Consider the following 13,266-nt stretch of genomic DNA (forward strand, 5'->3'; position numbering starts at 1 on the left):
GCACATTGCGCTCTGCTGCAAACGAAAAGAGCAGCCCATGGCATGAGACAATATGTTTGTCAGGGTTGGGACTGTAAAAAACGCGCCAACCCAATTATTCTTATAGGCATGTTCAAGAAAGGAAAAAGCGTGTCCTCGGTCGTTCACTCTGCCGTTCAACCGTTTCCCGTTGTCATTCTGGGCGGCACGACTGAGGCTGCGTCCTTGTGCAGACACCTTGAACAGGATGCCCGGTTCAACGCCACATTGTCTCTGGCCGGTGTCACCCGGGCACCCCATTTGCCAGATCTGCCTGTTAAAATTGGTGGTTTTGGTGGTGTGCAGGGTTTGAAAAACTGGCTGCAAGAAAACGGTATAAGAGCCGTGGTGGATGCCACGCACCCCTTTGCTGCCACCATGAGCCATAACGCTGCCACAGCCTGCACTGATCTGGCGTTGCCCCTGCTGCGGCTGGAACGCCCCGCATGGCAACCAACTGAGCAGGATAACTGGCACGCCGCTGCATCGCTGGCGGAAGCAGCTATGGCACTGGCAAACCCGGGTGGTTGGGACAAAACCCCCGCGACGGTGTTTCTGACAACAGGCCGCAAAGACACCAGACCGTTTCAAGACGCCCCGCGCCACCATTATATTCTGCGGTCGATCGAACCGCCTGATGAGGCTGCGCTGCCGCCACACACCACCCTGATAACCGCCCGTGGCCCCTTTGGTCTGGACGATGAACTGCGGCTGCTGCGCGCTTATGAGGTCGATGTTCTTGTGAGCAAAAACTCTGGCGGAGACGCCACTTTTCCCAAAATTCAGGCTGCCAGAATACTGAACATACCCGTTATCATGATAGAACGCCCCCACCCCAGCCCGGCTCCGGTTGTGGCCACGGCAGAGAATGCTTTGCAGTGGCTGCTGCGGCATCAGTCAGCCTCAACCTTGCGGGACGTATAAAACCACGGCAACTGCCCACCGGGCCGGTCTATCAGGTGGCTTGCTGTGCAGCCTATCAGCACCAATGTGCTCATATCCGCCCAAGCCGCGTCGGCTTCCGCCAACTGCGCGATTTTGACGGCTTCATCGGGGCGACCAATCGCCCGCGCAAAAGCAACCGGCACGGAATCAGGCAGATAATGACGCAAATGCTCCAATGCGTCCGCCAACTGCCATGGGCGCGCGTGTGACCGGGGGTTATAAAGCGCAATCACAAACCCGGCTTCTGCCGCCAGTTGCAGACGACGCAAAACAACAAGCCAGGGCTTGAGGTTGTCTGAAAGCGATATAACGCAAAAATCCCCACCCAAGGGGGCACCCAGCCGTGCGGCTGCGGCCATAACGGCACTCACACCCGGCACAACCTGAATATCAAGCGTGCGCCATGACGCCGGGCCATTCTGCACAGCTTCAAACACGGCGCTAGCCATGCCGAACACCCCGGCATCCCCGCCCGAGACCACACCGACATGTCGGCCCGCTTCTGCCATTTCCAGCGCATGGCGCGCCCGTGCCAGTTCTTCGCGATTGTCAGAAACATGACGCACAACATGCGCCGGGGCATTAACCCGCTGCACATACGGGCCGTAACCCACCAGATCAGTTACATTCGCCAAAGCCTGCGTGGCCTGGGGTGTGATTTGCAACGCATTACCCGGCCCCAGCCCGATAATGCTGATCCGTCCGCTCATCGCACGCCCTTTCGGCCCGGCACAAGAACTAGGGAAAAATACGGTGCTTTTTCAGCGCAGTCTGTCACGGGATGAGAAAACCCGTTTTCCTGTGTGCCACGTTCAACATACTGGGCATCATCCAGACGGCCGCTGCGTGCCAGTGCCCGTTGCAGTTTTGGCATGTTCCGGCCAATTTTCATCACAACAGCAGCATCAGCGCGTTCAAGCCAGTTTTCCAGTTCAGGCTCTGGCAATGTAGCGGGCAGCACGCACAGAACATCATCGCCGTGTGTCATGGGTTGGCGCGCCTGCGCCCAGCAGCCGCTCATTGCGGTAATGCCGGGGGTCACATCGGTTTTAAACGTGCTGCACAGCCGATCAAAAAGATACATGGCGGAACCGTATAAAAACGGATCGCCTTCACACAGCAGAACCACATCCTGCCCATTGGTCAAAATGCTCGAAATATCCTGCGCACTTTTATCATAAAATGCGTGCATGCGTGTGTGGTAGGCCGGGTCAGCAACTGATAATTCTGTTGTAAACGGGTAAGCTAACCGTAGTTCCCGCGTTGTGGGGCGAATATAGCGATCGGCAATTGTCCGGGCGTGACCCTTTTTATCATGCCGACAGAAATAGGCTACCACAGGCGCATTTTGTATCACGCGCACTGCCCGCATTGTCAGCAATTCAGGATCACCCGGCCCAACGCCTACGACATAGAACGTGCCCGCCGCCATTACTCGGCCTCGCTTGCCAGTGCATTGACGGTGGCCGCAGCCATGGGGCTGCCACCCAGACGCCCTTTGACCACCAGCCATGGCACATCATGACGCTGGGTAAGCGCGTCCTTGGATTCCGCTGCCCCGACAAAACCCACCGGCAGCCCAATGATGGCAGCGGGTTTTGGTGCCCCGGCATCAAGCAGTTCAAACAGATGGAACAGTGCTGTCGGCGCATTGCCTATGGCAACCACCGCCCCGGCCAGTTTATCGCCCCAGAAATCAAGTGCGGCGGCTGAACGCGTATTCCCTATCAGGCGCGCCTGTTCTGGCGTGCGGTCATCACGCAAGGTACACACAACGTCATTATCAGCAGGCAGTCGCGCGCGGGTAACGCCTCTGGCCACCATTTCCGCATCACACAGAACAGCGCATCCATTTTTCAAAGCTGCCCGCGCAGAGGAAACAAAATTGTCTGTCATGGCCACATGCCGGGCAACATCGACCATGCCACATGCGTGGATGATACGCACCACAATCTGCGCCTGTTCTGGCGTGAAGGCCCTTAAATCCGCTTCAGCACGAATGGTTGCGAATGAACGCCTGTAAATAGCCGCGCCGTCGCGGATGTAATCATAGGCAGTCATTCTATTCCTCTCACGCGCCTTCTTCTTTGGCCCATAGCTGCATCTGGGCGCTCACTGCTGTCTTGTCTGGCAGATAACACAGCGGTTCATCGCCCGCGCAGCCATTTCTGACAAGGGCGGAGTGATGCAAACCCGATACCACCGTCACCCACGCGGGCTTGGGGTATGCGCACCCCTTGTGACACCCCGACACATGCAGGACACGCCCCGGCGGCACAAAGCGTGCCAGATCAAGCGCCTGCGCGCCAACATCGGCCACGGCCTGCGCACATCCGGCCACACCACTACAGGCTTTTACGCGCAACCTTGCATCATTGGGCGTAATCACCAGCCCTTCGTTGGCCAGTGTTTCCCGCCACGCGGTATCCTGCTGCCCCGCAAGCACCATTGTGTGCCATGGCGTCAGGCGAAGAATGCCATCTCCTTGCTCGGCAGCCCAGGCACAGGCTTGCAACATGGCAGGCGTTATCTGCCCCAAGGGCACACCAACCCCATACGCGCCTGCTGAGGCTCCGATCAAAGGGCCGACTGAAACGGTAGGCTTTTGCTGCCACAAAGGCAGGGGCAACAGGGCGTGATGCACAATCCCGCTTTCCGCGAACAGATCAGGCCCGATGGAGGCCTCCCGCAATGGCCGTTTTGTTAGGCCCAGCGCCACAAAGCGGGTCGCCAGAAACAGAGCAAGGGTGACGGCAGCCTCACTGGTCAGATCCTCGCTTCGGGCTGATCCACACACGACACGCCACATATCTGCACCGGCACCGGCCTGAAGCATGATGTCAGCAGACAAAGACCCTACAGAAAAAAACCCTCCGCCATCGACAGCAAAACCAAATTTATCTGGCAACGCAGACAGACCCTCTGTTTGCCGTAAGCCCTGCTGCATCCGGTCAGCAACATGGGCGGTTGTCTCGGCACAGGTCGGGTCATCCCCCATCAAGGGCGATACCAGAAGGTTTTGACGTTTCTCCTGCCCTGCATCCGGCAAACCAAGGCCTGCGGCAATCATACGGCCCGGAAAGTCCTGTGTGTCTGTATGCGAAAACCCTCGCAGTTGCAGATTGGCACGGTTTGTCAGGGTGATAATGCCGTTTCCATGCCCTTCGGCTTCCTGCGCAATGACTCTGGCCTGTGCCGCGCTTATCCGGTTTAGCGATGGTCGCACCCGGACCAGCCAGCCATCCGCCGCCTGCATGGGCGCATACAGGCCCGGACACCACCCTTTGACCACTGGCGATGCTGCTGTCATAGCGCTTCAGCCTCCCCATACCTTTTTGGCTGCGTTTCCCCTTCAGACTGATGCCCTTGTGGTTCTGTGCAGCCTGTCGTGTCTTGTTAGGCACCCGGTCAGGCAGTGTCAAAACCCCGTGCGCAGGGCAGCCTTTCCCTTGCCAACAGAGCTGTCGGCCCCAAGGTTGAACGCTTGACGCAAAAGTGAGGGAGAACACAACCGTGCACTATCGTCAGTTAGGCCGTTCAGGCCTGCTTGTTTCGGCGTTCACGCTGGGCACCATGACATTTGGCGGCAAGGGAGCCTTTGCCAAAACCGGCAATACAGACCTTGCAGGCGCGGCCCGTCAGATTGATCTGTGCCTTGATGCCGGGATCACTATGTTTGACACGGCCGATATCTATTCCTCGGGTGAGTCAGAAACCATTCTGGGTCAGGCCCTGAAAGGCCGGACAAAGGAAGCGCTGGTAACAACCAAGGCACGCTTCCGCACGGATGACGGTCCCAATGGTGAGGGCTCATCGCGTTATCATTTAATTGCAGCCTGTGAAGCCAGCCTGAAGCGGCTAGGCCGCGACTATATTGACCTGTATTATCTACACGAATGGGACGGCACCACCCCGTTAGACGAGACCCTTGAAGCGCTGGACACCCTGACCCGCAGCGGCAAGATACGCTATGCGGGAGTTTCAAACTTTTCCGGCTGGCACATTATGAAGGCCCTGTCCGTTGCGGAACGGGACCGTCTGATTGCACCGGTGGCACAACAGATTCATTACTCGCTTCAGGCACGGGAAGCAGAATATGAACTTCTGCCCATAGCCAAAGATCAGCAGATTGGCGTTCAGGTCTGGAGCCCACTGGCAGGCGGTCTGTTGTCGGGCAAATATCGGCGTAACCAACCCACCCCACAGGGACGGCAGTTGGAAAACTGGGGCGAACCCCCGGTATATGATAAGGAAAAACTGTTCGATATTGTCGAGGTTCTAGTGAACGTTGGGGAAGAACTGGGGGTATCAGCCGCACAGGTTGCCCTTGCCTGGACCATACATCGCCCCGCCATTACATCGGTCGTGATCGGCGCCCGCACAGATGACCAATTAAAAGACAATTTGAAAGCCGCAAACCTGACGCTGTCAGCCGACCAGATCAGACGACTGGATGACGCCAGCAAACCACCGCTACTGTATCCCTACTGGCATCAGGCCAACACGGCGTCCGCCCGGTTAAGTGCGGCTGACCGGCTACTGCTGGAACCTTTTATCAAAACACAGTAAAACTCGCGCCCCTGTGGAGAGGTGCAGCACTACAAGGATTTTCCCTTATCCTGCGCCTCTCCTTCTTTTTGACGTAACCGGGACACGCAATGAAGCTTGTTAAAACCAGGCAGGAACTGGCCGATATTGTTACACAGTGGCACCGTGAGGGGGAGACAATCGGTGTTGTTCCCACAATGGGGTCGCTGCATAACGGTCATCTTGCGCTGATAAAGGCGCTGGACGGAAAAGCCACCCGACGGATTGTGACCATTTTTGTCAATCCGATCCAGTTCAACAACCCGGATGACTTTCATCTTTATCCGCGCGGACTGGACGCTGATGCGGCCATACTGACAGAAACCGGTATGGTCGATGTGCTGTATGCGCCGGATGAAACGCAGATTTATCCGCCCGGTTTTTCAACACGGGTTATTGTGTCCGGTCTGGATGCCATGTTGTGCGGCGCAGACCGCCCCGGCCACTTTGACGGTGTGGCCACCATTGTCACCAAACTGTTCATGCAAACACGGGCTGACATTGCTGCATTTGGTGAAAAAGATTTTCAGCAACTCAGCATTATTCGGCGCATGGTGCAGGATCTTGATCTGCCCACAACCATTCTGCCCGTGCCAACCGTGCGCGAAGCCGATCAACTGGCGCTGTCCTCTCGCAACAAGAGGCTAACGGCGGCGCAACGGGCGCGTGCAGCCCACCTGCCCGCCAGCCTGCTGACGTGTCTTGCGGAACTGAAAGCCGGAAAAAACACGGACGCCTGTTTGCAAACCTGCCGCGAAGAATTGGAAGAAGCCGGTTTTACCGTGCATTATCTGGACCTTCGCTCTGGCACATCCTTACAGGTGGCGCAGCCGTCAGACCCCGCAGCCCGTCTGTTTGTGGCCGCCAGCCTTGGCGATGTACGGCTGATTGATAATATGCCGCTTTCCTGACACGCTTGCTTTTTTCTGTATCTGAAAAGGATTTTCAGGATGACCATTACACGTCTTGACCCCGAAGAACGCCTGACCGGCGCAGTTATTTATAACGGGCTTGTGCATCTGGCCGGACAGGTTGCTGATGATGCATCGCTGGATGCGGAAGGCCAGATGGCTGATATTCTTGCGCAGGTTGATACCCTGCTGGCCAAAGCCGGGACCGACAAAAGCCGCCTTCTGTCCGTACAGATTTTTCTGGCCGATATGGCCGATATGGCCGCCATGAACCGAGCATGGGATAAATGGCTTGACCGCAACAACAAACCAGCCCGCGCAACGGTTGAAGCCAAGCTGGCCAACCCTGCCTGGCGCGTTGAACTGACTGGGATTGCTGCGCTACCATCTGCCTGACAAAAATTAGGGGGCGACCGTTCACACGTCGCCTCCACTGTTCGGCCACACGCAAATGTACATTCGCAAAAGCAGAACACACACTGTGTTGTCAGCTTCGAAATGCTTTTAATTTTTCAAGGGAAAATCTGGCTGGCTCCCGAAGTAGGACTCGAACCTACGACCCAGCGATTAACAGTCGCTTGCTCTACCAACTGAGCTATTCGGGATCAGCGAGGCACCGTATAACCGGGTTCCCGCTTGCTCGTAAACCCCCTTTTTTCATTTTTTTTCATTTCCCGTTTCCCTTGCAGGACGACACCCAGAAAAACACAGTGTAGGAAGAAAGCATGAGCACCAACGGTTCGTCTTCCACCGCTGTTTCCCGCCGCATTCTCCTCAGCAGCCTTGCCGGGCTTGCCGTGGCGGGTGGCGTGGGGGCTTATGAAATTCACAAAGCCAACCGCCCACCACGCAAACAGCCCGATGGCCAGTATCGGCAGCTTAAAATAACATGGCCCAATGCAGCCACCGCGCCGGTTCTGGCCGTGGCGTATCAGAAAGATTTTTTTAGCCGCTACAGTCTTGATGTTGATACCGTGGGCAACCCCAAAAACGGGCATGAAGCGCTTGATCTGCTTGCCAGCGGCCAAACCGGTTTTGCTGTGGCCCCTGCCCTTACCTGGCTGACACGCCTGCATGCGGGGCTGGACGCCAGTTTAATTCTGGGCATTCAACCGGGCGTTTTCCGTTTGCTGGTCAGACGCGGTTCGGGTATTACGCGGCTTGATCAGCTTGTCGGTCGGCCCGTGGCCGTGACAGACCAGAACGCTGCTGACAAACTGTTCTTTGCCATCATGATGCGGCGCAAAGGCATTAACGCCATGGACGGCGTTAACTGGAAAAACCTGCCCGCCACAGACTTACTGGATGCCGCCAACCGAAAAGAGATTGACGCCGTAGTGGCGCATGACCCGTTAACATGGCAACTGCTCAGCCAGAATGGCGGCCTGTTTTCAGAATTGGTCAGCAGCAATACGGGACATTATGCAGACCGGGTTAATCTGGTGCTCGGCGTGGCGAATAGCGCCCTGAACGCGGACCCTGACGCCGCAACAGCCATGGCCCTGACGCTGCGTGACGCCGCAAAATGGACCAATATACACCGTGACGAAGCCGCCACACTGGTCGCTGATGACACACCGGGACTAAGTGCCGACAGTGTGTTGCAGATGCTGCAAAGTGAACCTGCCATTCGGCCCGTCGCAGGCCGTCCGTTACGGGAACAGATTGCACAATATTGCGACGAACTTCAGCTTATATCCCTGCTGCCCGCCACGGAAAGCGCGTCTGATCTGGCAAAGCGTTACACACGCAATGTTTTGCGTGGCTAACCAAACTGCTTTTAACGAACCACTTTAGAACAACAGCAGCACTTCTCCCCCGTTCTTGAACAACGGATGCTGCGTCTTGCTCGGCGTCAGGTCGTTTCCTGAACCGGCTTCGCGTTTTTGCGTGAGCGCGGCAGGCGGATTTCGCTGGCCAGAACCCCGACCAGAATCATGCCCGCCCCTATCAGGGCTGAAAACGGCAGACGTTCGCCCGCAATACGCCCGACCAGCCCAGCCCACACAGGCTCGGCCGCATAAATAACGGTGGCGCGCGTGGCAGAGACGGTTTTCTGTGCCCAGTTCATGGCAAACTGTATGATAGCGCTCATGGCCCCAAGCCCGATGGCTGCAACCAGCCAGACCCAGGAAAAAGGAGGGACGGATTCGCCAGCAATTGGCATGGCTATCAGCGCCAGAATCCCGGCAACCAGAAGCTGAACCATGGTGACGCGACGGCTATCCACACTTAGCGCGAACCGGCTGATAAGGATAATTTCAGCCGCTATAGCCACTGCACTTAAAAAGGTTGCACCTTCCCCAGCGCTAAAACCAACGCCCGAAACCGCGTCTGCGCCCGTTAGCAAGAGCAACCCGACAAAAGCACACGCCACGCCAACCCAGCTCATGGCGTGGGGTCTGCGCCGCAAAACAGCCCACTGCAAAAATGGGACCATGGGTACATACAGCGCTGTAATAAACGCCGACTGCGTGCCTGAAATTGTTTTCAAACCCAAAGTTTGCAGGCTGTACCCCAGAAAAACGGAAACACCGATACAGCAGCCCGCCTTGAGTTCGTGCCTGTTCAATCCACCCAGAGATTTACGGAACAGAATGACAGACATCACCCCGGCTGTGATAAACCGGAGCCCTACGAAAAACAGCGGGCCGGTAAACCGCATGGTGTTATGAATAATCAGGAACGTCGCACCCCACAGCATGGTAATGCCAATCAGAATCATCTCCTGCCGGGAGACAAACTTGACGGACGGGGCTGTGGAAGGCTGTATCCTGTTCATAGGTTTCAGCATATATGGGCACTATAATGCACAATCAACCCCCACGTTCTGATGTTCTGGCCCATGTGGGGACAAATCTGCGCACATTGCGCAAGGAAGCCGGATTAAGTCAGGAGGCTCTGGCCGCAGCGTCAGGCATCAGCCGCCGCATGATTGTTAATCTGGAATCCGGCAACGCCAATATCAGCCTCGGCAGTCTGGACCGTCTGGCCGAAGCCCTGAATACCACGTTTCTGAAGCTGGTCAGCAACCCCGCGCAGGAAAGCCGTAAACTGCAAGAAGTCATGTGGCGCGGCAAAAATGACGTCAGTCAGGCCACTCTGCTGGGGGCCACCCCTGCCCGGCAGGATACCCAGCTCTGGCTCTGGTCTCTGGCGGCCGGGGAACGCTACGTGGCTGACCCCGACCCGGAGGGCTGGCACGAAATGGTTTTTGTGCTTGAAGGCACCCTTCAGATTGATTTTGATACCGAAAGCCAGACTGTTACTGCTAACGACTTCACGATTTATAGCAGCGCCCAGAACTACGCTTACCAGAACACAGGCACGGGTGTGTTGCGCTTCCTGCGTACGGTTTCATCCTGACGCGCCATAAGGACTCTGCACGTACCTAAGTGCTCGCTTCATTGCTCTAACCGGACTGCTGCGGCAACCTGTATGACGGAACCGCGTTCCTAACCGCGTAAAGAAAGACTGCGCGATAAAAGGAATAGTGTCCCGATGAAAAAAATAACAGCGCTTGGTATGGTCTGTACGGTTGCTTTGCTGGCCGGGTGTAGTGACCCGAAAGCCGCCAACGAAGACAATTTCAAAAAAGCCCTGAATACGCATTACGAGAAAAACTGCGTTGCCCTGTCCTGGATGGATTTTTCCAATAGCCACCCCGGCTACCCGGTTTCCATAAAACTGGAAACACCCACCATGTTCCGCGGCCCGGAAGGCACGGCTGAAGCCAATGAGAAAAAACTGGCCCCCTATGAAGCACTGGTCAGTGCCGGACTGCTAAAAGGTGAGGATGGGCAGGTAAAATCTGACGGTCTGTTTGCTGACAGCAAAGATACGCCTGCACCGGGTCGCATTTACTCCCTGACGGAAGAAGGCAAAAAAGCTTACCAGTCGCCCGGAAACACTTTCTGCGCTGGCCACTATACAGTTGAAAACATCGAACGCTTCACCCCACCGTCTGATAGCCCCATGGGAAAACTCTCCAGCGTTGTTTACACGTATGGTCCTGACGGCGAGATTGCAGATTGGGCTAAAAACCCTGCAATACAGAAAACATTTCCTGATTTTGCCGTAAAGCTGACCCCGCACCAGCATGGTCATGAGGAATTACTGCTAACCAACAAAGGCTGGATGCCAGCCAGAGATTTCCAGAAATAAGGCCACTATTCCTGCGGACTACTGTTTTGTAATCCGCAGGAAAACTGATTGTTTGTTGTGAACGCGCAAGATACCTTAATCTTGCGAAGCCTTGATCATCAACTCCATCTGCAACAAAGAGGGTTGATACAATCAGTCGATTTTAGATTTTTCTAGTACCTTAATGAAGATCACTGACAAAGCGGGCAATGCGGTTACACGCTTCCTGTAGATCTTCATCGCGCGTGGCGCAGGACAGACGTAAATAGGGCGACAGCCCAAATGCGCTTCCCGGCACCGTTGCGACATGCGCTTCTTCCAGTAACGCCAAAGCAAAATCGTGATCTGTTTCCAGCCTTACGCCGCCCGCTGTTGTGCGGCCCAGACACCCGGCCACCCCCGGATAGGCATAAAACGCCCCTTCCGGCATGGCGCATGTCAGACCGGAAATTGCGCGCAGTGCGTCCACCACCATTTTACGGCGACGGCTGTAAGTTGCAGCCATATCGTGCACCAGATCAGCGGGGCCATCTAACGCACAGGCCGCGGCGGCCTGCGCAATGGAGCAAACCCCGGACGTTGCATTTCCCTGCACGCCGCGCATTGCCGCGATCAGATCTTTCGGGCCACCGGCAAACCCGACGCGCCAGCCTGTCATGGCATAGGCTTTTGACACACCGTTGAGTGTCACCGTCCGCTCTTTCAGATCAGGCGCAACCGCCGCCAGAGACGCAGACCTGACACCATCAAAAACAAGATGTTCGTAGATTTCATCAGATAGGATCCAGACGTCTGGATACTGGCGCAACACATCTGCTATGGCCTGCAAATCTGCCTTTTCACAAACAGCGCCGGTCGGGTTGTTCGGGAAATTCAGCACGACCCAGCGGGTACGGGGCGTCAGCGCCGCAGCCAGAGCTTCCGCTTTCAGTTTAAATCCGTCTTCCTCGCGGCAGGGAGCATACACAGGCACCCCGCCAAACATCCGGGCAATCAGCGGGTAACTTACCCAGTAAGGTGTTGGCACAACCACTTCATCGCCATCGTTAAGAGTGGCCATGAAAGCGTTAAAAATAACCTGTTTGCCACCGTTCGAGACCATGATCTCGTCCAGGCTGTACTCAAGGGCATTTTCACGCAGAAACTTGCGGGCGATGGCTGCCTTCAGGGCGGGTGTGCCATCAACCGGCGGGTATTTTGTCTGTCCGTCTAGCGCGGCCTGATGAGCCGCCTGCACTACGGCTGGGGGCGTGGGGAAATCAGGCTCCCCCAACGCTAAAGAAATAACCTGCTTGCCTTCTGCCCGCAGCGCCCGTGCGCGACGCGCCATTTCAATGGTCGCAGGGGCCGGCAGCCCCTGCATGCGGCGGGCAAAAGACCGTCCCATTCTTAAACCAGCCCAGCGCAGAAACGCTGAATCCGTTCACAGGCTTCACGCAGACTTTCGGTATCGGTGGCATAAGAAATGCGCAGATGCCCCGGATACATGAAGGCGGAACCATGCACGGCGGCAACACCTTCTTCTTCCAGCAACGCGGTCACGAAATCTTCGTCCGTGTCCAGCTTGCGGCCACCGGCAGATGTTTTTCCCAGACACCCTTCCAAAGACGGGAAGACATAGAACGCGCCTTCCGGTTTGTCGCACTGAAGGCCGGATGCCTGATTCAGCATGGACACCACCAGATCACGACGGCCCTGATAGGTTTCCACCATTTCATTAATGAAATTCTGCGGGCCGGTCAGTGCCTCAACCGCCGCTGCCTGCGCAATGGAGCATGGGTTGGAGGTCGACTGCCCCTGCAACTTGTTCATGGCCTTGGTCATTTCAACCGGCGCACCGGAAAAACCAATTCGCCAGCCCGTCATGGCATAGGCTTTTGACACACCATTCATGGTCACAGTGCGGGCGCGCAGACGGGGCTCAACTTCCACAAACGTGGCGGGGCGGAAGCCGTCATAAACCAGCTTTGCGTAGATATCGTCAGTGAAAATCCAGATATGTGGATGACGCAGCAGCACGTCGCATAGCGGCCGCAGATCTTCCGCTGAATACGCAGCACCGGTCGGGTTGCACGGTGAATTCAGGAAAAACCATTTTGTGCGCGGGGTAATGGCGGCTTCAAGTTCCTCGGCCGTCAGTTTGAAACCGTTTTCACGCTTGCACGGCACAATAACCGGCACACCTTCGGCCAGCGTCACAATATCAGGGTAGGAAACCCAGCAGGGCGCAGGAATAATGGCTTCATCACCGGGGTTTAGCGATGCCATCATGGCATTGTAGATCACCTGCTTGCCGCCGGTTGATACAATGACTTCTTCAGGCGTGTAATCAAGCCCGCTATCGGTACGGAAGCGTTCGGCCACGGCTTTGCGCAGTTCAGGTGTGCCTGCAACGTCGGTATATTTGGTCTGGCCGTTTTCAATGGCCTTCATGGCGGCGCGGGCAATATTATCCGGCGTGCGGAAATCCGGCTCTCCGGCTGAAAGGCTGATAATATTCCGACCTTCGGCCTTAAGGGCGCGTGCTTTGGTCGAAATAACAATCGTCTGGCTAGGGCTGATTCTATTCAGACGGTCAGCGACAATGCTCATAATTCCCACACTTCCTGACACAATTTCATCATACCGCCATTCAGGCAGAAGCGTGGGTTCTCTGACTGAA

Annotated in this window: 14 protein-coding genes and 1 tRNA gene; 7 read left to right on the top strand and 8 right to left on the bottom strand. The window is 56.2% G+C overall.

Annotated elements, in window-relative coordinates:
- Nucleotides 1–108: 108 nt before the first annotated feature.
- Nucleotides 109–942: a cobalt-precorrin-6A reductase gene (locus Abin_RS08350; protein WP_048845894.1), complete on the top strand. Its 834-nt coding sequence runs from the start codon at nt 109–111 to the stop codon at nt 940–942.
- On the opposite strand, the gene cobJ is transcribed toward Abin_RS08350, so the two are convergent.
- Genes cobJ through cobG form a run of 4 tightly spaced genes read right to left on the bottom strand, consistent with a single transcriptional unit; the run spans nt 912 to nt 4,273 of the window.
- On the bottom strand, nt 912–1,673 hold the full coding sequence (gene cobJ / locus Abin_RS08355) for a precorrin-3B C(17)-methyltransferase (protein WP_048845895.1): 762 nt from the start codon (nt 1,671–1,673) through the stop codon (nt 912–914). The genes Abin_RS08350 and cobJ overlap by 31 nt on opposite strands.
- Nucleotides 1,670–2,395: a precorrin-2 C(20)-methyltransferase gene (locus Abin_RS08360; protein WP_048845896.1), complete on the bottom strand. Its 726-nt coding sequence runs from the start codon at nt 2,393–2,395 to the stop codon at nt 1,670–1,672. Before Abin_RS08360 ends, cobJ begins: the two co-directional genes overlap by 4 nt.
- Nucleotides 2,395–3,024, bottom strand: coding sequence for a precorrin-8X methylmutase (locus tag Abin_RS08365; protein WP_048845897.1), 630 nt, complete (start codon nt 3,022–3,024; stop codon nt 2,395–2,397). Before Abin_RS08365 ends, Abin_RS08360 begins: the two co-directional genes overlap by 1 nt.
- Before the next feature lie 10 nt (nt 3,025–3,034).
- Complete coding sequence (gene cobG / locus Abin_RS08370; protein WP_048845898.1) at nt 3,035–4,273, bottom strand: precorrin-3B synthase; 1,239 nt, start codon at nt 4,271–4,273, stop codon at nt 3,035–3,037.
- Between the two features lie 203 nt (nt 4,274–4,476).
- Between cobG and Abin_RS08375 the strand changes: the two genes are divergently transcribed.
- From Abin_RS08375 to Abin_RS08385, 3 genes are all read left to right on the top strand, one after another.
- Nucleotides 4,477–5,532: an aldo/keto reductase gene (locus Abin_RS08375; RefSeq protein WP_048845899.1), complete on the top strand. Its 1,056-nt coding sequence runs from the start codon at nt 4,477–4,479 to the stop codon at nt 5,530–5,532.
- Nucleotides 5,533–5,621: 89 nt separating this feature from the next.
- Nucleotides 5,622–6,461: a pantoate--beta-alanine ligase gene (gene panC, locus Abin_RS08380; protein ID WP_048845900.1), complete on the top strand. Its 840-nt coding sequence runs from the start codon at nt 5,622–5,624 to the stop codon at nt 6,459–6,461.
- Nucleotides 6,462–6,500: 39 nt separating this feature from the next.
- Complete coding sequence (locus Abin_RS08385; RefSeq protein WP_048845901.1) at nt 6,501–6,857, top strand: RidA family protein; 357 nt, start codon at nt 6,501–6,503, stop codon at nt 6,855–6,857.
- A 133-nt stretch (nt 6,858–6,990) separates the two neighbouring features.
- Here the strand turns inward: Abin_RS08385 and Abin_RS08390 are convergent.
- Nucleotides 6,991–7,066: transfer RNA gene (locus Abin_RS08390), tRNA-Asn, on the bottom strand.
- 120 nt (nt 7,067–7,186) lie between these two features.
- Here Abin_RS08390 and Abin_RS08395 point away from each other — a divergent pair.
- A complete protein-coding gene (locus tag Abin_RS08395; RefSeq protein ID WP_048845902.1) occupies nt 7,187–8,230 on the top strand; it encodes an ABC transporter substrate-binding protein in 1,044 nt (347 codons plus the stop codon).
- Between the two features lie 86 nt (nt 8,231–8,316).
- Here the strand turns inward: Abin_RS08395 and Abin_RS08400 are convergent, their stop codons facing one another.
- Complete coding sequence (locus Abin_RS08400) at nt 8,317–9,243, bottom strand: DMT family transporter (protein WP_048845983.1); 927 nt, start codon at nt 9,241–9,243, stop codon at nt 8,317–8,319.
- A gap of 26 nt (nt 9,244–9,269) precedes the next feature.
- On the opposite strand from Abin_RS08400, the gene Abin_RS08405 reads away from it, so the two are divergent.
- The gene (locus Abin_RS08405) at nt 9,270–9,827 is read left to right on the top strand and encodes a helix-turn-helix domain-containing protein (RefSeq protein ID WP_218026271.1); all 558 of its coding nucleotides are present in this window, start codon (nt 9,270–9,272) and stop codon (nt 9,825–9,827) included.
- 135 nt (nt 9,828–9,962) lie between these two features.
- The gene (locus Abin_RS08410; RefSeq protein ID WP_048845904.1) at nt 9,963–10,625 is read left to right on the top strand and encodes a hypothetical protein; all 663 of its coding nucleotides are present in this window, start codon (nt 9,963–9,965) and stop codon (nt 10,623–10,625) included.
- Between the two features lie 160 nt (nt 10,626–10,785).
- Here the strand turns inward: Abin_RS08410 and Abin_RS08415 are convergent, their stop codons facing one another.
- Nucleotides 10,786–11,991, bottom strand: coding sequence for a pyridoxal phosphate-dependent aminotransferase (locus tag Abin_RS08415; RefSeq protein ID WP_048845905.1), 1,206 nt, complete (start codon nt 11,989–11,991; stop codon nt 10,786–10,788).
- Between the two features lie 2 nt (nt 11,992–11,993).
- Nucleotides 11,994–13,196: a pyridoxal phosphate-dependent aminotransferase gene (locus tag Abin_RS08420; RefSeq protein ID WP_048845906.1), complete on the bottom strand. Its 1,203-nt coding sequence runs from the start codon at nt 13,194–13,196 to the stop codon at nt 11,994–11,996.
- Nucleotides 13,197–13,266: the final 70 nt, after the last annotated feature.

The sequence above is a fragment of the Acetobacter indonesiensis genome (genome assembly GCF_000963945.1).
Lineage (GTDB): Bacteria > Pseudomonadota > Alphaproteobacteria > Acetobacterales > Acetobacteraceae > Acetobacter > Acetobacter indonesiensis.

Bases quoted from the DNA above. Each gene is read 5' to 3' on its own strand.
- Abin_RS08350 (WP_048845894.1), top strand. From the start codon at position 109: ATGTTCAAGAAAGGAAAAAGCGTGTCCTCGGTCGTTCACTCTGCCGTT.
- cobJ (WP_048845895.1), bottom strand. From the start codon at position 1,673: ATGAGCGGACGGATCAGCATTATCGGGCTGGGGCCGGGTAATGCGTTG.
- Abin_RS08360 (WP_048845896.1), bottom strand. From the start codon at position 2,395: ATGGCGGCGGGCACGTTCTATGTCGTAGGCGTTGGGCCGGGTGATCCT.
- Abin_RS08365 (WP_048845897.1), bottom strand. From the start codon at position 3,024: ATGACTGCCTATGATTACATCCGCGACGGCGCGGCTATTTACAGGCGT.
- cobG (WP_048845898.1), bottom strand. From the start codon at position 4,273: ATGACAGCAGCATCGCCAGTGGTCAAAGGGTGGTGTCCGGGCCTGTAT.
- panC (WP_048845900.1), top strand. From the start codon at position 5,622: ATGAAGCTTGTTAAAACCAGGCAGGAACTGGCCGATATTGTTACACAG.
- Abin_RS08385 (WP_048845901.1), top strand. From the start codon at position 6,501: ATGACCATTACACGTCTTGACCCCGAAGAACGCCTGACCGGCGCAGTT.
- Abin_RS08395 (WP_048845902.1), top strand. From the start codon at position 7,187: ATGAGCACCAACGGTTCGTCTTCCACCGCTGTTTCCCGCCGCATTCTC.
- Abin_RS08400 (WP_048845983.1), bottom strand. From the start codon at position 9,243: ATGAACAGGATACAGCCTTCCACAGCCCCGTCCGTCAAGTTTGTCTCC.
- Abin_RS08405 (WP_218026271.1), top strand. From the start codon at position 9,270: ATGCACAATCAACCCCCACGTTCTGATGTTCTGGCCCATGTGGGGACA.
- Abin_RS08410 (WP_048845904.1), top strand. From the start codon at position 9,963: ATGAAAAAAATAACAGCGCTTGGTATGGTCTGTACGGTTGCTTTGCTG.
- Abin_RS08415 (WP_048845905.1), bottom strand. From the start codon at position 11,991: ATGGGACGGTCTTTTGCCCGCCGCATGCAGGGGCTGCCGGCCCCTGCG.
- Abin_RS08420 (WP_048845906.1), bottom strand. From the start codon at position 13,196: ATGAGCATTGTCGCTGACCGTCTGAATAGAATCAGCCCTAGCCAGACG.